The organism is Streptomyces lushanensis, from assembly GCF_001700515.1.
GTDB classification, from domain to species: domain Bacteria; phylum Actinomycetota; class Actinomycetes; order Streptomycetales; family Streptomycetaceae; genus Streptomyces; species Streptomyces lushanensis.
On the sequence record NZ_MAUD01000129.1, the window covers coordinates 32,388 to 51,825 of the forward strand.

General features: G+C 68.0%; 19 protein-coding genes, 1 tRNA gene and 3 pseudogenes. 13 read left to right on the plus strand and 10 right to left on the minus strand.

The annotated features are described in order from the left end of the window. The first annotated feature begins 465 nt into the window (after nucleotides 1–465). The 4 genes from BFF77_RS12255 (at nucleotide 466) to BFF77_RS37735 (ending at nucleotide 2,545) form a co-directional block, all read left to right on the plus strand. On the plus strand, nucleotides 466–987 hold the full coding sequence (locus tag BFF77_RS12255) for a VUT family protein (protein ID WP_066947714.1): 522 nt from the start codon (nucleotides 466–468) through the stop codon (nucleotides 985–987). 826 nt (nucleotides 988–1,813) lie between these two features. Then, nucleotides 1,814–2,020: a hypothetical protein gene (locus tag BFF77_RS12260; protein ID WP_066947717.1), complete on the plus strand. Its 207-nt coding sequence runs from the start codon at nucleotides 1,814–1,816 to the stop codon at nucleotides 2,018–2,020. Further along, a complete protein-coding gene (locus BFF77_RS36265) occupies nucleotides 2,017–2,181 on the plus strand; it encodes a hypothetical protein (protein ID WP_211280209.1) in 165 nt (54 codons plus the stop codon). Before BFF77_RS12260 ends, BFF77_RS36265 begins: the two co-directional genes overlap by 4 nt. Before the next feature lie 235 nt (nucleotides 2,182–2,416). Beyond that, entirely contained in the window at nucleotides 2,417–2,545 is a 129-nt protein-coding gene (locus BFF77_RS37735) for a hypothetical protein (RefSeq protein ID WP_281196396.1), read from the plus strand. 543 nt (nucleotides 2,546–3,088) lie between these two features. Here the strand turns inward: BFF77_RS37735 and BFF77_RS35590 are convergent. Further along, entirely contained in the window at nucleotides 3,089–3,412 is a 324-nt protein-coding gene (locus BFF77_RS35590) for a helix-turn-helix domain-containing protein (RefSeq protein WP_066947759.1), read from the minus strand. A gap of 481 nt (nucleotides 3,413–3,893) precedes the next feature. On the opposite strand from BFF77_RS35590, the gene BFF77_RS12275 reads away from it, so the two are divergent. The 4 genes from BFF77_RS12275 (at nucleotide 3,894) to BFF77_RS12290 (ending at nucleotide 7,934) form a co-directional block, all read left to right on the plus strand. After that, entirely contained in the window at nucleotides 3,894–4,472 is a 579-nt protein-coding gene (locus BFF77_RS12275; RefSeq protein ID WP_066947722.1) for a hypothetical protein, read from the plus strand. Nucleotides 4,473–4,801: 329 nt separating this feature from the next. Then, complete coding sequence (locus BFF77_RS12280) at nucleotides 4,802–5,326, plus strand: hypothetical protein (protein WP_141698420.1); 525 nt, start codon at nucleotides 4,802–4,804, stop codon at nucleotides 5,324–5,326. Nucleotides 5,327–5,417: 91 nt separating this feature from the next. Continuing rightward, nucleotides 5,418–6,392 carry a hypothetical protein gene (locus tag BFF77_RS35155; protein WP_141698421.1) on the plus strand — a complete coding sequence of 325 codons (975 nt, stop codon included), beginning with the start codon at nucleotides 5,418–5,420 and terminating at the stop codon, nucleotides 6,390–6,392. A 69-nt stretch (nucleotides 6,393–6,461) separates the two neighbouring features. Next, on the plus strand, nucleotides 6,462–7,934 hold the full coding sequence (locus BFF77_RS12290) for a hypothetical protein (RefSeq protein ID WP_066947727.1): 1,473 nt from the start codon (nucleotides 6,462–6,464) through the stop codon (nucleotides 7,932–7,934). Nucleotides 7,935–8,482: 548 nt separating this feature from the next. Here BFF77_RS12290 and BFF77_RS12295 read toward each other — a convergent pair. The 5 genes and pseudogenes from BFF77_RS12295 to BFF77_RS12315 form a co-directional block, all read right to left on the minus strand. Beyond that, a pseudogene (locus tag BFF77_RS12295) lies at nucleotides 8,483–8,960 on the minus strand (DUF3631 domain-containing protein); the annotation flags it as partial. 128 nt (nucleotides 8,961–9,088) lie between these two features. Continuing rightward, nucleotides 9,089–9,161, minus strand: a tRNA-Arg gene (locus tag BFF77_RS12300). A gap of 227 nt (nucleotides 9,162–9,388) precedes the next feature. Beyond that, a complete protein-coding gene (locus BFF77_RS36815; RefSeq protein WP_245703374.1) occupies nucleotides 9,389–10,942 on the minus strand; it encodes a hypothetical protein in 1,554 nt (517 codons plus the stop codon). Further along, nucleotides 10,939–11,853, minus strand: coding sequence for a hypothetical protein (locus BFF77_RS12310; RefSeq protein ID WP_066947730.1), 915 nt, complete (start codon nucleotides 11,851–11,853; stop codon nucleotides 10,939–10,941). Before BFF77_RS12310 ends, BFF77_RS36815 begins: the two co-directional genes overlap by 4 nt. 220 nt (nucleotides 11,854–12,073) lie before the next feature. After that, entirely contained in the window at nucleotides 12,074–13,027 is a 954-nt protein-coding gene (locus BFF77_RS12315) for a hypothetical protein (protein WP_245703375.1), read from the minus strand. Nucleotides 13,028–13,218: 191 nt separating this feature from the next. Here BFF77_RS12315 and BFF77_RS12320 point away from each other — a divergent pair, with 191 nt between their 5' ends. Continuing rightward, entirely contained in the window at nucleotides 13,219–13,536 is a 318-nt protein-coding gene (locus BFF77_RS12320) for a helix-turn-helix domain-containing protein (protein WP_066947732.1), read from the plus strand. A 223-nt stretch (nucleotides 13,537–13,759) separates the two neighbouring features. On the opposite strand, the gene BFF77_RS12325 is transcribed toward BFF77_RS12320, so the two are convergent. From BFF77_RS12325 to BFF77_RS12335, 3 genes and pseudogenes are all read right to left on the minus strand, one after another. Further along, nucleotides 13,760–14,407 (minus strand): hypothetical protein, encoded by a 648-nt coding sequence (locus BFF77_RS12325; RefSeq protein ID WP_141698422.1) that lies wholly within the window; start codon nucleotides 14,405–14,407, stop codon nucleotides 13,760–13,762. Between the two features lie 1,176 nt (nucleotides 14,408–15,583). After that, a pseudogene (locus tag BFF77_RS12330) lies at nucleotides 15,584–16,018 on the minus strand (aldo/keto reductase); the annotation flags it as partial. 371 nt (nucleotides 16,019–16,389) lie between these two features. After that, on the minus strand, nucleotides 16,390–17,061 hold the full coding sequence (locus tag BFF77_RS12335) for a hypothetical protein (protein ID WP_141698423.1): 672 nt from the start codon (nucleotides 17,059–17,061) through the stop codon (nucleotides 16,390–16,392). A 178-nt stretch (nucleotides 17,062–17,239) separates the two neighbouring features. Here BFF77_RS12335 and BFF77_RS35595 point away from each other — a divergent pair, with 178 nt between their 5' ends. Continuing rightward, entirely contained in the window at nucleotides 17,240–17,386 is a 147-nt protein-coding gene (locus BFF77_RS35595) for a hypothetical protein (protein WP_169922659.1), read from the plus strand. A gap of 215 nt (nucleotides 17,387–17,601) precedes the next feature. Here BFF77_RS35595 and BFF77_RS35160 read toward each other — a convergent pair whose 3' ends face one another. Further along, nucleotides 17,602–18,489 carry a ParB N-terminal domain-containing protein gene (locus BFF77_RS35160; protein WP_169922656.1) on the minus strand — a complete coding sequence of 296 codons (888 nt, stop codon included), beginning with the start codon at nucleotides 18,487–18,489 and terminating at the stop codon, nucleotides 17,602–17,604. Here BFF77_RS35160 and BFF77_RS34430 point away from each other — a divergent pair. From BFF77_RS34430 to BFF77_RS34435, 3 genes and pseudogenes are all read left to right on the plus strand, one after another. Further along, nucleotides 18,481–18,636, plus strand: a pseudogene (locus tag BFF77_RS34430) (site-specific integrase); the annotation flags it as partial. The gene BFF77_RS35160 and the pseudogene BFF77_RS34430 sit on opposite strands and share 9 nt — an antisense overlap. Before the next feature lie 43 nt (nucleotides 18,637–18,679). After that, nucleotides 18,680–19,024: an isochorismatase family protein gene (locus BFF77_RS12345; protein WP_066947745.1), complete on the plus strand. Its 345-nt coding sequence runs from the start codon at nucleotides 18,680–18,682 to the stop codon at nucleotides 19,022–19,024. Between the two features lie 183 nt (nucleotides 19,025–19,207). Further along, a partial coding sequence (locus BFF77_RS34435; RefSeq protein WP_211280210.1) for a Sua5/YciO/YrdC/YwlC family protein occupies nucleotides 19,208–19,438 on the plus strand: 231 nt, incomplete at its 3' end.

Below are 19,438 nucleotides of genomic sequence, written 5' to 3' on the forward strand. Positions count from 1 at the left end.
TCGCATGCGTTTTCGATACTGGATAGTAGGTGCTCCTGCGGCATCCCTCTATGGTCGTCATGTACCCGCCCAATGCGCACTAAATGGATCTATCGGACTGGCTCGCTAAATGCATCGCGCCACAAAATACGACCGAAACAACATCTTGCCCGGAGGGGACACCGCTATCGCAGCGAGCCGTGCACAGCAACGACGCTCGCGCCGCCGCCGGGGAACGACCTCCGCCTGACCTGCGAGTGCATGCTCCAGGCGCACTCCCTGGTGCGCCCGGATGTAGCCGACCCATGCTGCCCTGATCTGCATATGCCGCCTGGCAGTGCACTCAATCCCAGACAGAGTCTCCAAAGCCAGGAGCCGTGCCGATGCCAGTGGCCTGGGTTGTACTGTCTGGGCGTTCGCCTCGCTGTCCGTCCACGGAGTGGTATCGGCGCAAACAACCACATCACCGAGAACAGAAAGAAGACCGTGAACGTCCCCGCCCCTGCCGGTATCGCGACCCTCGTCGCCTACGTCGCCACCATCCCTGCTGCGAACCTTGCCGTCACCCACTTCGGAGCCGTCTCCGTCGGCTTCGGCTACGCCGCCCCTGCCGGGGTCTACATGGTGGGTCTCGCCTTGGTACTTCGGGACCTTGCCCGTGAGTCCGCCGGCCGTGGTGCTGTTCTCGCGGCCATAGCCATCGGCACCATCCTGTCGTACTTCCTTGCTGACCCGGCGCTGGCTGGCGCCTCAGCTGCCGCCTTCGCGGTGGCCGAAACAATGGACTTCGTCGTCTACGAGCCTCTCCGGAAACGCGGCCTACTGATCGCGATGCTCGCCTCGAACGCCGTCGGCCTGCTCGCGGACAGCCTCCTCTTCCTCAAGTTGGCCTTCGGTTCCTTCGAGTACCTGCCCGGCCAGATTCTCGGCAAGGCGTGGATGACCTTCGCTGCAATCGCCGTGCTGGCCCTCCTTCGACGACGCAAGCAGGCGAGCGCGAGCACCTGATCACCCTCAGCACCGTTGGCGACGTCATCGGGGGCGCTGGTGTGGGCGTCGCGTGGCACTGACCTGTGCGTGCGCAGTACCAGTACAACTCCCGGTTAAGGCCTGGCCATTGACGCCAGGGCATGAGTCGCAGGGTCAACTTGCCTCGCTCCTGGCGCTTCCGATACGGTCGCGTCATCAATGAGGGCCCCACCATGCCTAGGTCTGGTGGGGCCCTTTTGTGTCCTCTCGAACCCGGGGGGACCGAATGTCGCGTGCCACCGTCTTCTTCAGGTTTGGCGGCCAGGGAGACGGCAGCCGTGCTCATGCGTAAGGACAACTGGTGAGTACACACCATGGCACAGGTTCCAGTCGGCAGTCACGCGGGGATGGCCCTGCGGACGACGCCCGGTTCCCGGAGGCTCCACCGTCGACGTCCTCCCATGTACGGCGCGCAAACGTACAACTGCTGGTCGGCGGCCGCACCGTCTTCGCGGTGTACATCTCGCCCGCGATTGTGGCAGGTGCAGCAGGTGCGTGCCTGGGACTCGGGGCGGTGAGTTGGGGCCACTGGCCTTGGCTGTAGAACCGTGAGGCATGCCGCGGGGGCACCTGCTCCCGCGGCCTTCGGGCGGTCATTGAAGGCACGGACGGAGTACTGCAGTGTCTCGCCGGCGTAGCCCGGGCCGCGCGCTATCTGTGGCGGCGGGTCGGCACGAGCCTAGCCACTGCCAGAGTTTCGCTTGCTTCGTCTTCGTCCTCTGGCGCAGGTACCTGCTGTATGGGCTCATCAAGTTCTGATTCCGACCCGTCCTGCTGGTTCACCGCCCATTGCACGGCAAGCGACGTGCAGCCGCTGACTGGTGGCGTTCTGGGCCAGGACGAAGCCGAGCGTGAACACCTCCTGGCGATCGAGGCCGTAGGAGATCAGGCGTCTGTTCCACATGCTCCGGTCGAGTTGGTTGAGGACGGACTCGGCGTCACTGCGGTGGGGGTAGACGAGTTGGTGGGCGAGGGTAGCTTCGGTGATCTGCTGGAGGTATCGGCGCGGTGAAAGTCTCGCTCGGTGGCCGCAAGCGCCAGCTGACCAAGACCGACCCGGAGACCGTGACGCTCTCCGCGCTGCGGGTTCTGGTGATCACGGCGCTGCACGGGCGGGGCGGGCTCGGGCTGTCCTCGGCGACGGCCCACGAGGAGACCTGCCGGAGGGCGTGAGCGCCGAGCAGGCCAAGCGCGAACTCGTCCCGATGCTGTCCCAGGTGATCTCGGCGCTCTTCCCTCACTTCACACGCGCGGTGCTGTCTCGACCCCCGCCGTGCTCGCCGGCCTCGGGATCGCCGCCCACCAGGCGACCAGCTGAGCGAACGGTGGCAGCCGGCTCAGCATCGAGGAACTGCTGCGGCTGCTGGAGCCGGTCCGCTTCGAGCGCGAGGCCCGCTACTGGGACGGCGTGGCCGCCAGCACCAACGCGGTCGGTGTCCTGAACTTCGGCGGTGGCGTCAAGGACTCCGGCGGCCGGGTCGCCGACGCGCTGCTCGGGCCCGACACCGACTTCGGACGCAAGATCCGCGGCTGGTAGCCCGCCTCTCCCTCTTGCTACGGGGCCCGATGTGGCTTAGAACTCACGGCTCGAGCGTGATCCAGCCGTCTGGGATCCAGCCACCGAGGTACCCCTCGACGAAGACGGCGAGCTCCGGGATCTCGAGATGACCCAAGTCCTGAACGGCGTCGCACCAGGGGATCCAGCAGCCTTCAAGGGCGGCCTGCGTGGCGAGCGAGTGGGTCGTGTAGACGCGCGCCTCGCGGTACCCACCCCCCGGGAAAGGTGCCGCACGCACACGTGCGACGACATCCCCGCGCCGCACTGATCGGCCTGAGAGGAGCCGTCGCGCCGCCCTCTCGTACGTCTCACGCTCCTGGCATCGGATCACCGGGAGCGTCGGCACGCCACCACCAGCGGGTGGCGTGCCGGAGGTCAGGAGCAACCTGCGTCGCGGGTCGAGGCACAGCAGGTAGACACCATCCGCCGCAAAGACGGTGCATACATGCACATGAAAAAATCATCGCGCCGCGTGGTGGCCACGCAAGACGGCAGCAGCCGAAAGGCGTACGGGCAGGTGATTCAGCGGGAGGAAGGATCCGGAGGCAGGGCCGCCGGCCCCGGCCAGAGCTGGAAGCCGAAGGCCGCCTCAAGTCGGGCGAGCGTCCCCAGATCGGGCATGACCTTGCCATTGAGAACCCTGCTAACCGTGGAATGGGTCACGCCCGTCGAGTCGGCGAGAGTGCGCAGAGTGTGCCCCGTGGACGCCATGGCCCGCCCCAGGTTGCGCGCGAACGCCTGGCCGTAGTGGGCACTGGCCGGGGCGTCCGGCGCGAGAGCGGCATGAGGCCAGGAGCCGTCGACCACATAGTGGCGCGGCACCTGGTCATTACTGCTCCTGGGCATGCCGAGATCATCCCACGCACCCATAAGCCTGCACCTTTCCCCGTCTCGACTCCTTGGACGACACTCCACCAATGTTGCAAGTATGGAACAAACATAGAGGGCCACCGGCTCTTTGGGGCGGTGTTTGCGGCTACGAGCCCCGGCCGATCGGAGCCGCCCTCGCCAGTCCGCGCCCGGATGGCGAGCCACACTCGAGTGGCTGATGCGGGGGTGCGACGCCCACCGGGACCACATCGAGATCCCGGGCGCCTTCGACCGCCGCCCCGGGCTGGCGCGCCGCATCCCGGCCTGCGCAATACCCCACTGCGCCGCACCCGCCGCCTCCACTGCGGCATGTGCCAACCAGAGCCGCGGTTCAGTCCGGCACGCACGGAGCAGAACCTTTGATTCCACCTGCGGCGTAGGGCACTCACCACCACAACTCACCTACGACTGCGCTCGATTGGCCTTCGTGCCTCTCCAAAGCACCAAAGCACCACCGATGTTCGAGATTCTCCTGCGTCCCACGAGCGACATCATGGGCACAACCAAAGGCGCTGCCACGCACCCCTTTGTGGTGCACCTGCGGCAGGTCGAGACGCTTGAGCAGGACCGGTGGATCGCGGCCGACGAAGCCTGCACCAAGGCACAGGACGCGATCGATCAGGTGCGTCTGCAGCTGGCGGATGCAGAGCGGGAACTCGCTCAGGCCGAGCAGCGGCGACTCATCGCCTCCGAGCGCGTATCAGCTGCGGCCGAGATGATCGCCAGCGCCGAGGACTTCCTGCGCGACCCGACCGTCGACCCCGCAGGCATTCAAGAGACACGGGCTACGGATCCACCTCCGGACACTGGCCCCCCAGCCTCCGAATCACGGACGCTCAAAGAGCTGACCCTCGCGGCGTTCACCGGCACCGAAGTGCTGTCGCCGGCAGAAGTCGCGCCCCTGGTGCGGGTTCACCGGCCGAAGACGACGGACAAGGCCGTCCGCTCCACTCTCACCACCTTGCGCCGGGACGGAGCGCTCGTACTCGTCGAGCGCGGCTCCTATCGGCTGCCGAAGCAAGGGGAGCGCCTATAGCGGCCGCCCCCATGCAGACGAAGAGGCGCCACCGGTGGATTGCGGCCTCCGGCGGCGCCTGAGACACGTCAGCTGAGGGCCCACATCATGATCAACTGTCCATACATGCACCACCCCACACATCAAACGCTGCTGGCCGCCGGCCTCCGCCGACTGTCACTGGACGGTGTCCGTTGACTCCGCGGCAGGCTGAATCCGGGGTACGCCCCATCGTCCCGACCGAACGCATCAACGCCAGGCGGCAGCTCGAACTGCTCGACGCCGCAGTAGAGCTCGGCGGACCCAAGATGCTCCCCGCACCCTTTCCCGAGGCAGGTGCCCGTCTCCGCGTGGTCGAAGCCACCGTCCAGTCCGCCCAAGGCTTCATGCGACAGAACGGCCTTCTGAGTCCCTCCCGCGGAGCACTGACCGTCACCGCTGAAGGCTTCAGACTCTCCGAGCTACGCAAGACAGATTCCGCGCGCGCCCGCCTCTACCTGCGGGATTTGTGGAAGGACGCGTGGTTCACCCGGTCGGCGTCCAAGCTGCTGCGAAGCGCACCTGAGGAGGCGACGGTGCTGGCCCAGCGCCTGTCCCGGCACCTCAGCAGAACGGCCGAGCGGGGCATGCACCTTGTCGAGTGGCTCGACTACGCCCTGGTCGTGGAAGAGGACGGTGAAGGACGCATGCAGCTCGTCGCCGCGCGAGCAACGACGCCGCCTCCGACGCCCGCTCCCGCGGCCGCGGCACCGCTCCTGGCCACGGCCGAGGAGATCTCGGCCCTCCCTGACAGCCAGTTCTTCGCGGTGATGCAGGCGTACCGGACACCCCTCACCTCGCGAGCCCACGCCGGCAGCACGACACCTCCCGCATAGCCGCCTGACCGCCACCCCCGCGCCGCCAGGCGACCGGTCGGCGCGGGGTTCTCACTCTTTCGCTCACTCCCTGTTGCCGCGGAGATCACCCATGCCCAATGTGTTCCATGTATGGAACGACCACGAGGATTCCCGCCTGCCTTCCCGCGCCGTACGCGGACAGGCGGAACTCGTCGGCGCCGCCCTCACCCGTCGGAGGAACGTCATCGTGGGAAGCGAGCCCTCCCTCGTCCACGCCATCGATCAAGTACTCAATGCCTGGGAGGACATGGTCGCCCGTGACGAGATGTCCGAGCAGACCTACGACAAGTTCTCCCTCCTGCTCAAGCGGTACACCCGCTACGCCACGCTCCAGGGCGTTCTCGTCCTCCCCGAGGCCGGCCCCGGCATCACCGAGGACTTCGTGAACGCGCAAGGACGCAGCCGTCACGGCCGCGTCTCCAAGGCCGCCTTCGCCACCCGCTCTCTGCGCCGGAGCGTCGTGCGGGCGGCCTTTCGCACCCTGCGTGAGCTCGGCCTGAGCGACCAGGACCCGACCCGGGACATCGACCTACCCACCCGCACCTACGAAGGCGTCCGCGCACTGACCGAAGACGAGGCCGTGCTGCTGCGCCACCACGCCGCCTTTGTCACCCGGCCCACCCGGCACGCCGCCGCTGCCGCGCTCGCCCTGGCCGGTGGACACAACGGCGAAATCGGCCACTCGTCGCCGACCTGGACCTCCGTGGTTCCCAGGTCTGGATGCACAGCGCCACCAAGTACGAGCCCCGCTGGTGCCGCCTGGACGCGTGGGGACGGCACGTACTGGCCGAGCGCGCGGCGCACGTCACGGCCAGGCACCCCGACGCCGCCACGGCGCGCCTGGCCGTCTCCCCTCTACCCGCACCGGATGCGGCGTTCCAGGCACGTTCCTGCGTCGCTCTGGGCGACCTGCTACGCCGAGTCGGGCTCGGCCCCGATCCCCACGTCAAACCCGCCTCGGTCACGGCCAGGGCCGCGGTGGAGGCTTTCGAGGCCACCGGTCGCATCGAGGAGGCCGCCCGGCGGCTCGGCCTGCGTTCTCTAGACCGCGCCGCGGCTATCGTCGACTACGGCTGGCGCACCGATCCCGCCTACACGGACGGATGTGCGCCCGATGCCTGACGACATCGTCGGCGCGCCCCTGCCTGACCTCGCGCGCCCCAGTCGTAAACGTCAGCTCGCCGACCACCATCAGCGCACCGTCGACCAGCGCGTCCAGGACTGCCTGGACTACCCGCTGCTGTACGAGATGGCCGAGCTGCTGCCCGCGTCCCACATGGTCGGCTGCCCGCGGGAGTACTCATCGATCGTCTACCTGCTCATGGCGGCGCTCACCCCGGTGACGAAGTCGAAGCGGTCCACGGCCGGGCTTCTGACCTCGGCAAGCCAGTGGCGCGGCCTGCGCGCGGCCGTCCGTCGGAACATGTGCCGCCGGGCCGCCGCGGCGCTGCCTCTGAATGCACCGACGCGCGGCCAGTACGACTACGCGGTGAAGACGCTCCTCGTACCGAGTATCGACGCGCTGGAGGAGGAGTTCCGGCGATACGCAGCCCAACAGGCCCTGGAACAGTGCCTGTTCCCTGCTTCGGCGCCCAAGACATGGAGCCGTCCCCAACGCCGGCAGCTGCTCGTGGGTGACGCCACCGTACCCAAAGCACCGTCGAAGGCACGCAAGCAGGAGACGGTCGACCCCGTCACGGGTGAACTGCGCAACCACCGTGTCGACCCTGCGGCCCGCGACTACTACGAGAACGGGGAGAAGGCTAAGCGGCCCGTGCGCGGGACGAAGTGGTTCTTCGGCTCTGGGCGTGGCGACGGCTACTGGACCCGTGTCATCCTGACGTTCGCTCACGTGGCGGGCGGCGAGTACGAGGCCGCGATCGCGGTCCGCCAGTTCTCCCGGCTGAAGACGGCACTGCCCGACTGCATGGGCGTCATCTACGACGGGGCGCTGCGCGGTGTCCACCGTGACGCCCTGGCCCGCCGCGGGCTCCTCGTGATCAACAAGCAGCACGGCTCGGTCAGCCCCGTCTTCTACGAACGCATCAAGCCGTGCCGCAGCGGCCACGACCTGTGGTGCGACCAGGGCCGCATCGCCGAGAGCATCCGCATCGACGACGGCACCCGCGTGCTCCAGCCCGCCCCGATCACCAGGCTGGAGCCCCGCATCGGCGTGTCCAAGAGCCGCTGGTACCACGTGCTGAGGATCCCCTGCCGGCACGGGGACCACCAGTACCGCGTCCCCGTCGGCATCACCACCACGGCCGAGGACCGCGCCCTGCGGGACTCCACGACCGGCCGGCGGATCCCGAGCGACCAGGAGCGCGGCTTCCACCGCGCCGAGTACCTCCAGCAGATCCCCCAGGAGACGCTCTCCCACCAACTGGTCTACCCGTACCGTAGCGACTCCGAGTCGGTGCACAGCCAGTTCGATCTCAGCCTGTGGAACCGCCGGATGATCGCGTACGGCGTCGACCGCCAGAAGGTCTTCGTCCTCGGCTTCGCCCTCTCCCAGAACGCCACCAGCCGCCAGGTCTTCCTCGAAGGCCACGCCAACGCCGTCATGAGGCGCCAGAACAGCGCGTGATCACTCCCGGGAAGACAGGGAACCGAGCCCTCCCCTCTACTGGTCTCGCCTTCATGCAGAAGGCGCCGCACCCGGCTTTCAATTGTCACCACGCCCGGATCGCCACCACGAAGAGCGTCGACTGAGCATCCGCGCCACGGCGTCATAGACCTGCGAGGCCATGGTGCCCTCCACACGGAGGCGGATCGCTGCGACAAGGCGAAGTGACAGAAGCACAGCGGTGGACAGCCGGCCCGAACACCATCACCACCAGGCCACCTGTGCGCTCCTCCGGAGCCGACGGGCGGAATTGCGGGCTCGCCCTCGACCACCGCGAGCAACACCTCATCCCACGGCTGCTCGGGAGACTCCGCGCCCGCTAGGGCCTCGACCTCAGCAGAAGCATCGGATCCTGCCGGTGCCACCCCCGCCGTCGGCACCTGCCTGCCGCTGACCGGACGGCGGCTCCGACCCGGCCCCAGGGCCCTCTCCCCCTTCCGCGTCCACATCGCGCGGCGTCCTGGCGTGCCCCCACCTGGTCAGGTGATTCCGATTCCATGACCCGCGCGCAGTGGAGCGAGCCAGGCGGTGAGGCGGTCACGGACGACCTGGAGCGCGGGGGTGTCCCGGCCGGTGCGGAAGGCCGCCACCCGCTCGCCCGGAGCCCGGCGGCGCATCCGGATGACCACGGAGCTGTCCATGATCGTGTCCGGCAGGTCACCCGTCGAGTGCCGCCATGGCGAAGGTGGGGAACGCCTGCGGCTTTTGCTTGGGGCCGGACACCCGCAGGGTGGGCCTGTTGCGCTGGTGCCCGGCGTTGAGCAGGCCGCGCAGGTCCTCGTTCTTCTCCGCTGCCTTGGCGGTGCCGAAGAGGGGGTCGGCCTCGTCGACCAGGAGCATGGGCGGATCCTCGGCGGTGATCGACCGGAAGATCGCCGCCGGGCCGGCGTTGACCGTGATCAGGTGCTTGTGCACGGTCTCGGTCACCACGTCCAGCAGCCGCGACTTGCCGCACTGCTTCGCCGGCCCCACCACCGGATGATGCTGATCCGTTGGGAGAGATTTGGGAGATCAACTCTCCGTCCGCTCACGCAAACGGCCCCGGACGAGGAGTCCGAGGCCGATTAGGAGCCCTCCCTGAGGAAGAAACCCCAGGTCAGAGCGGTAATGCGTTGTGCCCCCGGCAGGATTCGAACCTGCGACACCCGCTTTAGGAGAGCGGTGCTCTATCCCCTGAGCTACGAAGGCAGGGATCTGTCGAAAAGCGTGTCTAAAACCTGGCCTTAATCAGCCTGGGCTTCGAGCTTGCTGCTGACAGGGTCATGGTGGGCTGCTGAGAGCCCGGCCACCGCAGACAGTGTAGCGGGTGGGGTGCGATCCGTAGGGGGGTGCCTGCGCAGGACTCGTCGTGCCCGTTGAGGGGCACGATGGAAGTGTGCCCCGGGGCGGTGCGCGGCCCGTGCGGGGGCTGGAAGTCAGGAGGCGGTGATCAGGCCTGTCCTTGCTCGGGTGACGGAGTTGTTCAGCCAGGCGAACCCGATGTAGACGAGGAGACCAGCCGTGGCTCCGTAGACTGGGACCCTTTTGTGCGGATAACACTGGTCAAAGCGTGAATGAGTAGATTCGCTGTCCTGGCGGAATCCTTTGAGTCGACGGCCGGCGGGAGTATCGGGCGGAATTTGGCGCAGGTGTTCGGTGCGGTTGAACCGTCGTCGGCCTGTGGAGGGGTCGATCTGACGGTCTTCTTCGGTTTCGTCGACCCGAATACGAACGGTGTGCGTGCTGACGGCGCAGGGGATCGTGACGCGGTGGTAGTAGCGTGTTCGCTTTCCTTCCCGGTATTCGAGTTCCTCTACCGGCAGCGGGGTGTAGTGAGTCTGTCCGTCGACGGTGATCCGGCGCAGGCATACGCGGGCTTCGGCGACGTAGAGGTCGTGGGTGCAGGGTCCCTTTTCGTAGCGCTGCAGTGACTGGGGCGGGAGTCCTGAGTGCTGAGGAGTGAAGACGAGCAGGCCCTCGGCGATCAGTGGGGCGCGGTGAACTCCGCGCAGGGCAGTGTCGTAGGTGGCGGCGCGCAGGCCCGGAGCGCGGGTGAGGATGTGCGTGACCATCTTGACGAAGGCGGTGCCCTCGGCGTCGCGGTCAGGGTCGTCCTTCACGGACCTGTGGCGGATGGATTCCAGGGCCATGATCACGCGGCTGTGCGGGGTGTCCGCGAGGCGGACGCCGACGGAGAGGAACTTGTTGCCGTAGACCAACTTGTCGCCGCCTTCCACCGTGATGCCGGCGTCTTCGTCGACGCGGTGACGGCGGATCTCCCCGGTCCTCTCGTCGACGGACTCGTGCTCGGTCTGGGAGGAAGGCGGACTGGCGACGGTGGCGTCGCCGTGCAGGACCTGGTGCCGCTCGGGGTTGACACGGCTATTGCGTTTGCCGGCTGCTTCCATCATCCCGTGGTCGAGGGCCTGTTGGATCCAGAGGTCCCGGCTTGTGTCCCGGATGTCCTCGTAGGCAGGCTTGAGGATTTTGTGGAAGTAGTGATTCCAGTTGCTGCGGGAGGGCCCGGTGGGTTTGAGGGTGTCGGCGACGGCGTCACCCATATGGGTATGGACGGACCGGCGGACCATGTCCCACCACAGACGGCGCTGGAGGTGACATGCGGTGGCGCGGGCGGAGCCGAACAGGGAGATCGAACACAGGAAGATCAGGTAGATGACGGGCGGATGGTGGGCGGGCCGTCCGGTATCGCTCGGTGGGGGGAGAGCGGCTGCTGCTTTGTAGAGGTCGGGGTTGTCCAGCAGGTACTCGAAGCGCTGGTCCTGGGCGAGCGGGGGTGCTTCGGGGCTCCTGGGCGGCGGGATGTCGGTCGCGGAGCCGAAGGTGTCGTCGGGGATGGCGCCGAACTCGTACTTCGCCCGTCGGCCGGCCGTAGAGGGCGTTTTTGCCGCCCGGGTCTTCCTCTTCGGCGCTGTGGGTTTGGGACCGCGAGGGGGTCTGGGGTTGCGAGGGGGTTTTCCCGGAGTGGTCACGGCTTATCACTCCTGGTCCGCCATGCGAGGCCGGCGAGGTCGGCGGCGCCGTCGAGGGAGGACAGGCCCAGTCCGCGGGCGACTTCGGAGAGTTGGCCGGTCTCGTGGAGGATCCGGCGGGCGACGTAGCGGGTGATGTCCCGGGGTTCGACCTTGCGCGTGCGGGTGGACAGTCCGGCGTGGCGGGCGATGTCGCTGAACCCGGCGCCGACGCTGGACTGAGCGACGCGCGAGGCGGACTCCGAGCTGGTGACCAGCAGGTGCGGTCCAGGCCCGGTCCGTGCCTGGTGAGCGGCGCGCAGACCCAGGACGTACACGCCCCATTCGTCGAGGAGGCGCGTGCGTGCGTGTGTGCGGGTGCCGCCGCGGGTGATGACGTGGGGTGCGGACAGGTCGAGGTCGGTGGTGGCCGCCGCCGCTGTCTCCGCGCTGTTGAGTCCGGCGCGGAGGAGGGCGAGGAGGGCTGCGTTGCGGGTGGTGGGCATACCGCGTTCGGCATGGAACTGCAGGTCCGAGATGTCACGCTCGGTCAGGCAGGCGCCGGTCATGCGGGGTTTGCGCGGGATGGAGGGTGAGTCGAGGAACGGTGAGGTCTTGGTCAGGCCGAGGGCCCGGGCGTGCGTGAAGAGCGAGGTGACCGCCGAACGCCGCTGGCTGCGTGTCCTGTCCGCGGGGACCGGTGTGATGTTGTTGCGCCGGTCACGGCCGGGGGCGGCGATGAACGCCTCGGCCAGTTCGGGGGTGATGTCGTCGAGGCGGGTGACCTGGTGGGCCCGGGCGAAATAGAGCAGGCGTTCACAGGTCTGGATGTAGAGATCGACCGTATCGATCTTCAGTACGCCGTCGGCGGCTTGCAGCAGCCACAGGCGGCTGGCCTCCCGCAGTGCTTCCTTGATCGTCGCCCTAGCCATGGTGGATTCCCGGGGCGAGTTTGCACCGTACGGGTGAATGGCACACGCCGTGCTGTGGGAGCGCGCTACCGTGGACGGCGGTCCTCGCCTTGTGTGAGGGCATGCCGAAGCCCCTTCCCGCGCGGCTGTGCCGCGCTGGTTGTCGGGTGGAGGAGGGGGTCCGGCGGCGCCACCCTGGCCAAGGGGTGGAGGCGCCGCCGGACCGTTCTTCGTCGGGGTCTTACCTGACAGGGCGGCCCCGAAGCTTCGCGGTGAGTGCGGTTACGGCGCGCAGGTGGTTGTGCAGTTCCAGTACTTCCTGCGCCGACAGGCGGGTCAGATCCGCCAGCAGTACCGGCGGCAGCAGCAGAGTCAGCAGGTCGTCGTTCCCGTGTCCGGTCTCCGGCGGAGGGGCGACTGGTTGTTCGCGGCGGGGCGGCGGAACCTTCGCGGAGACCGGTTCCTCCTGCTCCTCCTGCGGGCTGGCCACGTTCTCCTCTTCCGCTGTGTTCTCGTTGTCAGGGTCGGCCGCGGCCTGCTGCCGGGGCGGAGTTTCGTGTTCGGTTCCGGACTGGTCCTGGGCCCTGTTCTCGAAGAGGGCGTTCTGCCCTGCTTCGGCTTCGGCCGGTGAAGCACCGGCTCGCTGGTCGCTCTGCCCCCTGTTGGGCAGGTAGTACGCGCCTTCGTACCAGCTCAGAAATCCCTCACCGTCCGGGACGACCATCCCCACCGCGACGAGAAGGTCCAGGAGCACCTGGGCTTGCCGGATGCGGTGCCGGTCTGCGCGTGCCGCCTCCAGCAGTTTGACGACCAGTCCCTCGCGGGTCACCGGTCCGCGCCCCGTCCGCTCGCGCAGGGCACGCCCGAACCACTGGCCCCTCCAGCGCTGGCGAAGAGCCTCTAGCCCGACCTGCCTGCTCTCTTTGAAGGCACGGCCGACCGCGCGGCCTTTCGCGCTCGGCAGGTACGTGGCATGCGTGTGGGCCGGCACCAGCAGCCCCGTGCTCAGTGCGAAAGCCGGGACGAGGCCGCAGTTCTTGACATGGAGGCCGGTGGCCTCCGCCAAGTCGGCAGCCCCCACGGGCCCTGCCGCCGAGCACGCCACTTCGTAGACGGACAGCTGCAGCTCCGGGCGCATCTTGTACGTCGGCAGAAGTCTTTCGTCGGGCGCCAGCAGGGAACGTCCCTTGCTCACAGTCCATCAACACCGTCTTGTCGAACGATCACTTAGGCGGCCTTTCTGGTGGGCGGTCGCAGGAACGACCGAACTTCCTCTTGCTGCTTGAGTAGCATTCTCTGTCGGGGTGCGCATACCGGCACCTCGTCCGTCACACTGGTCGAGTGCCTGGAGGAACGAGACGTGGGAAGAAGCCGTGGGAGTACGCCGTGGCTGGCAACTGGCCGCACGCGGTGATGGACGGCTACCGGCCTGCCCAGGTCGGACAGGCGATTGCCAGGACGCTGGCGGAGGCCATGGAGCGAAGGCGGCTGAGTGCGAATGCGCTCGCGGCGGCTTCGGGCGTCAACAGGCAGGTCATTTCCAACGTCCTCGCCGGTGTGACATGGCCCGACCTGCTGACCGTGGCCAGCCTTGAGGAAACCCTGGGGGAAATGCTCTGGCCCCGGCACGTGGACTGGCCTGCCGACGAGAACGGAGTGCGTCAGCAGCCTCCGTCGCTCCAGGCCGGCCGCGATCCTGGCTGATCCGTGCCAGTTCTGTTCCGGCCGCTTCGAGCGTGGGGCGGAATAGGGCATGTCTGTTCGACCTCCCGATAGGAGAAACCGGCCGGACATCCCTGCATCGCGGGAACAACACGCCAATGTCGGGAATGGCGGCCTAGCCGCGTGTAAGACCGCCGCCCCTGCCCGGCCCAGGGCCTACCAAGCCAGCGCCGAGGGGGGCGGCGGTCGTTCCGTGGGGCGCCGCCTACGCGGCCACCCATGCGGCGGCCAGCCGGTAGAAGCAACGCCCGCCTTCGACATGCTTCTTGTGCAGGGCTTTTTTCCGGACGAGGTTGTCCATCGAGGAGCGGAAGCGGTGGTGAGCGGCAGTGTCCTGTTCCTTGTTCTCGCCCTCCAGCCGCACTGCGACGTCCTTCGGGGTCCAGTCCCGGTCCGGCTCGCGCTCGATGATCCGCATCACCTCGATCGCGCGTTCACCGGTGACCCGAACGGCGGACGGGGAAGAGCTCGTCCCGCTGTCAGTGTCGGTGGGAGCGGCCGGTTCCTCCGGCTCCGGTGCGGTGGCTCCGTCGGCGGCATGCGCGTCGGGTTCCGGGGCCTCGGCCCGGGCTCCGGTGGGGTCTTGCATGCGGCTCTGACGCAACTCGGCCCCCTCCTGTGTCGCGGCATTAATGGCGGCCAGGACGCTTTCGGCCTTCGTGCGGTTCGCGGTGATCAGGACGCATTCCGCGTCGGTCTGCTCCCACTCACACTCAAGGGCTCCGATGCCCACACGGAGACGGTTCTTGTGTTCTTCCCTCGACAAGAGCGCAGCGTTGCACTCGCGGACATAGGACTCCATGTCCTTGGCGACCCAGTCCGGAGAGGGCGTGAGGTCATCGGCCAAACTCATGGGCGCAACGCTAGAGGTGCGGCGATTTCCGCGGTCGCCTGAAACGGGATCAGGAGTCCGCAACTCGTCCGTACCTGATCATTCCCTGTCCGACCCCGACCGATGTCGATCAGTGGAAGAGGCACCAGCTCAACCGGCCTGCATCGGCAGATCCGGAGAACTCGCGTCCTTCAGGTGTGAGCAGCACGGCGCTGCTCCTCCGTACTCCGGGATGCTCCGGGTCTGGAGCACAACACAACAAGACCTCCCGGAACGGGGAAGGTGACAAGTGAGATATAACGTGCCGCGTAGCCTCAGGGGAATTGCGGGGAGGCCTCAATGCGTCATCAAATAGGTTGTGAAGAAGGCCAGTTGAGAACGATCCGTCGCTCTGTGACTTACGGTTGTGTTGCTTGTGAAGTACCCGCAGGGGTACCTGGGCGCTGCCTGCTGAACGGGTGGGCGGCGCACTCTGGGGGCCACGTGAGGTGCGACCAACACGGAACCTTGTGAACAGCTCAGGCGTACAACGCACCTGACTTCTGCAGGTCCCCCGCGGTAAGCATGCGATGTCACCTTACGACAGAGGAATCTCTTCAGAGTGAGGGGGCTTCGCTGGGCTGACGGCGCGTAGGTCGGTGGGCGCCCCAAGGGAATCCCGGGGCTGATCGACAGGCGTCGGAAGGTGTTGCCCCGCCTGCGGTGAACTGCTCGCAGGTCCTCACCACGGGGCTCGGCCCGGCGGATCGCAGCGAGGAAACGGACGTCACGCCCCTGCGCAGAAGCTGTGCGGTAGGAGAGCTTCTGCATGCCGTATGCCGAGTCGGCCCTGTTCGCCCTGTAGCTGTGTTTGAAGGGTTCCCGCGTCTCGACGCTGGGGCTCTTTGCGGCGGCGCCGAGGTGGGGACTTCGGGGTGCCCTCGGAGGCGGCGGCCGGTTCCGGGTCCACACCCGTCAGCCCCGGCGGCGTACGGGTGGGCACTCGCGCCGGGGCGGAGTCGCTCGTGCCCTCCCGACGGACCGATGCCCGACCACAGGCACGGTCTCCCTCACGGTGACCTCGCGCACGGCCCCGGAGGAGGACTGTCGATCGCGGGGCACCAATCTGCGGGGCGCCCTCAGACCGGGCCCACCGGCGGCAACTCGGACGACACCTACCCCATGGAAGGGGCCGGGGCCGACCCGAGCCGTCTGGTATCAGTCGGTGGTCGCGGCAACTCGTGCGGCCTCGGGCCGGCTGCCCGCAGAGCCCTCGGGGAGGATCCTGACGATACGGACCAGGTCGGCGTCCGTGAGCTCGACATCCACCGCGCCCGCGTTCTCCGCCAGACGCACGGCGTTGCGGGTGCCGGGAATGGGGACGATGTCCTCGCCTTGGTGGAGCAGCCAGGCCAGAGCGAGCTGACGGTGATGCTCTTGGCGGCGGCGAGTTCTTTTGAGCTGCGCGGTGGCGCGCGCGTTGTAGGTGTAGTTCACACCCTGCCAGCGCTCGTCCCAGGGGCGCATGTCGCCCTCGGGGTACTGGTCCGCGGGCTTGACCGCCCCGGTCAGGAAGCCGTGCCCCAGCGGGGAGTACGGCACCAGCCCGATACCCAGCTCCCTGAGCACCGGCAGGATCTCGTCCTCCACCTCCCCATTCACACTCCGGGATCGCGCCTTCCCAGTCGTCGGTGCACCGGTCGGCCCAGGCCCGGCCCACCATGACCGGCTGGGTCACTACGCCGCTGGCAACACTCTGCAGCCGCACCACCAGACCGAGCCCGTTGACTCCGGGTTTTTTCCCCCCCCCCCCCCGCGGACCGTAGGACGGGGGTTGATACTGGTGAGCTCGCGTATTCAACTGTCGCCAGTTCCCCGAGGAACCCTGCCCGCTGGTGACCGTGTGTGATCTCCAGCGGCGTATCGACTTCGGATGAGCTGCTTGTGCTGGCCCGGGGCGGGTGGCGTTCAGCGGCGCTCGGCGAGGGCCTGCCGCCGGGGCCTCGACCCCGGGCAGCCGTGATTCAGCGGTACTGCTCCGGAATTTCCATCTCGTTTGAGCCGTCGGAGATGTACTCCATCCCCGGGTTCTCGACCTCGGCAACGACGATCCATGGTTTATACCCCTCCACCTCGCAGACCGCGTGCAGGCGCAGTTTCGCGTCCCAGTACCCGTCCACCCAGTCTCCCGGGTCCTGGAACCAGCTCGGCGGCTCGGAGTTATCCATCTGCCGGTACACGAAGTTGCCGCGCTCCAGGCTCCGGATAATGCTCTTGCGGCCGGGCGCGGCAACCCCGTCGACCCCGGGGCTGAATCGGGCGGCCCCCCAGATCACCGACGACAGCTCTGTACGCATTGCTTCGTCGTAATGCGGTCTGGCTGAGTGATCCCGTCCGGCCTCGTCGCGCACCGTGAGGGTGATCGTGTCGAGGTGATCCAGGCCGATCGGGCCGTCGAGTGTGGTGGTGAGCCTCAGGCGGTTGGGGCCCACGCGGATCAGGCTGAAGGTCAGCTCAGGAGTCAGCTCGCGGTGCCAGCGGTCGCGTTCGATCTTTGCCACCTCTCGCGCGGTGTCAGCCGAGTCCGCGGCGGCCGCCGCCGCTTTGCGGGTCGTCCAGTACGCCATGACCGCGGTGACCACCACCCCGACCGCGGCAGCAATGGCGCTGAGCGCCGTCCAGCCGTCAGTGTTCATGGCGCTGGACCGTAGCAGCAGCGGCGGCCGCACCCGGTGGAGTGTCCGGATCGGGACATGATCGGGGACTGATACCGGTGAGCTTGCTTGTTCAAGTGTCGTCAGTTCTCTGTGGTGCCCAGCCGGATGGTGATCGTAGGTGGTCTCTAGCGGCGTATGGGCTCCAGGTTCCTCCGGTTTGGGCGGTCAGTTTGGCGGTGGTGACCTGGTGGTAGCCGAGGGCGTCGGCGACGACGGGGGCGGGCATCTCCAGGACGTGCTGGCGGATCGCGGACGCCCGGCCGGCGGGCTGCGGCCCCTGCACGACCCGGACCGGGCCGAGTAGGAGTGAGCACCGACGCGGGCTGGCGGTCAGTGTGGCGTGTGGCAGTTCGGGCCTGCAGGCGCTGGCCAGCGCGAACGTGCGGTCCTCGGCCGGGGAGTCCAGCCACTCCCCACGCATCGCCTGCAGCCGGGCAACGTCCGAGGCCGCTCGGGCACCTGGGCAGGACCGAGGCCCCGCCCTGGCAGGGGCGGGGCCTCGGTGTGCGAGCCGAGCGGCTACTCAGCAGTCTTCTTCGGACGGCCGGGCTTGCGCTTGCGGGCGATCAGGCCGAGCTCAGTGAACGTGTCGTCGGAGGCGATGGCCTTGAGCTCGGGGTGCTCCTTGCAGATGTGGTGCAGCACGCGGTTGATCGCGGATTCGTAGCCCGCCCGGGTCGCCCCCGAAGCGCTGGAACGCCAGCTCCGCGCGCGCTCGTCCCACACGGTCTTGGCGAGGGTGCCCTCGAAGAAGCGGTGCAAGGCGGGCAGCTTCTGGTCGGTCAGGTCGGTGGAACCGTCCTTCGGAGGGGCCTCGGTCTGGAGGGCGTCACGCCGCCACGGGATCTCGACGAGAGCGTCCAAGACCTCGGGCACGGGCACCTTGGCGATCCGCGCCGCTGCGATGCAGTTGGCGATGACGTGCAGACCGGCCGCCGCCGAGTGGAGGTACTGCTGACGGAACTCGGTGACGCTGATCGTCCCCTCAGCGATCTCGCGCCAGCCAGGCATCCGCTCGAACGCGAGGTCCAGGAGCTCCACGACCTCGTCGCCGATCAGGGCCAGAGCCTCGTCCCCCGAGGACCCCGCAGCGGTCCGGGCCTGGACGATCGCGTCCAGGTGCGTCTCGCGGATCTCGGGGGAGCGGTCGCGGACGCCGACGCCCGCGATGGCCGAGGCGGCCGAGCGGGCCGCCGCAGCCGGGTAGAGGGCCTCGAAGGCGTCGCCGGTCTCCTTGGCCAGCTCCTTGTGCGCGGCGCTGGCAAGGTAGGTGACCCGGCCCTCGAACAGTTTGGCCCGGCGGATGACGTGTTGGCCGAGGCGGTTCGGCGTGGCGCTCTTGTCCATCACGGCGATCAGCGAGGGAGAGATCGGCTTGGTGGACGCCATTGTGACGCCCTGATCCATCTCGGCGAGCAGGGTGTCTCGCTGTTGATGCTGATGGCGAAGTCCCGGCGCAAGAAGCCGGAGAACGTCCGCCGCTACTTCAAGCCCTCCCCGGAGGCGATCTCCGAGCTGACCAGCCTGCTCGTCGCCGGCGACGCCCGCCGTTGACCGCCTCCGCATCTGACTCGACGAACGGTTCCTCTACGGCTTCGTGCTCGGTGATGGTCCTGTTCATCAGGCGTCTCGCACGGTCACCAAGACACGGGTCGGAGCCTTCAGCACCACGACGCTGGATCCGTTTCTGCGGGAGCAGGGCATCGACACCCTGGTCCTCGCCGGTATCTTCACCAGCGGCGTGGTCCTGTCCACCGTGCGCGAGGGCGCCGACCGCGACTACCATCTGCTGGTCCTGGGAGATGTCTGTGCCGACCCCGACCCGCAGGTCCATCAGAGCCTGATGGAGTCAGTCCTGCCCACGCAGGCCGACATCCTCGACGTCGCCGCCTTCGAGGCCGCCACAGGCGCGGCAGTCTCCCCCGAGAACCCGGCCCGCTGACGCAGAGGGCCAGGCCGGACGGGGCATGGGCTCCGGTGCCTTGGCGCCTGCGTACCCGACACCCGGGAGGCGTGCACCGCGGGCGCCGAATGCGCCCCGGACCGGACCGGAGCGGCCCCCAGGCACCCCAGCCGACGGGCGGACCGAAGCCCCACACGAGCCACTGCACAGGAGCAGCGCACATTGCAGGTCTACAACTGCCTGACCGGGGCGACCCGGCAGACCGGGATCTTTCACGCCGCGGAAGCCCTGCGTTCCGGACAACTGACCGGCTTTCCCACCGACACCGTCTACGCCATCGGCGCCAACGCCTTCGACCCACAGGCTGTACACGTCCTCCTGGCCGCCCAAACGGCGCGGCGCCGACAAGCCTGCCTCGATCCCTGCCCTCCGCCGGCCGGCGGAGGGCAGGGA

What these genes read in the sequence shown, in the direction of transcription:
- BFF77_RS12325 (WP_141698422.1), bottom strand. Translation starts at nt 14,407, where the DNA reads ATGAGTTTGGCCGATGACCTCACGCCCTCTCCGGACTGGGTCGCCAAG.
- BFF77_RS35155 (WP_141698421.1), top strand. Translation starts at nt 5,418, where the DNA reads ATGCCCAATGTGTTCCATGTATGGAACGACCACGAGGATTCCCGCCTG.
- BFF77_RS12335 (WP_141698423.1), bottom strand. Translation starts at nt 17,061, where the DNA reads ATGAACACTGACGGCTGGACGGCGCTCAGCGCCATTGCTGCCGCGGTC.
- BFF77_RS35160 (WP_169922656.1), bottom strand. Translation starts at nt 18,489, where the DNA reads ATGGATCAGGGCGTCACAATGGCGTCCACCAAGCCGATCTCTCCCTCG.
- BFF77_RS12290 (WP_066947727.1), top strand. Translation starts at nt 6,462, where the DNA reads ATGCCTGACGACATCGTCGGCGCGCCCCTGCCTGACCTCGCGCGCCCC.
- BFF77_RS12275 (WP_066947722.1), top strand. Translation starts at nt 3,894, where the DNA reads ATGTTCGAGATTCTCCTGCGTCCCACGAGCGACATCATGGGCACAACC.
- BFF77_RS12310 (WP_066947730.1), bottom strand. Translation starts at nt 11,853, where the DNA reads ATGGCTAGGGCGACGATCAAGGAAGCACTGCGGGAGGCCAGCCGCCTG.
- BFF77_RS35590 (WP_066947759.1), bottom strand. Translation starts at nt 3,412, where the DNA reads ATGCCCAGGAGCAGTAATGACCAGGTGCCGCGCCACTATGTGGTCGAC.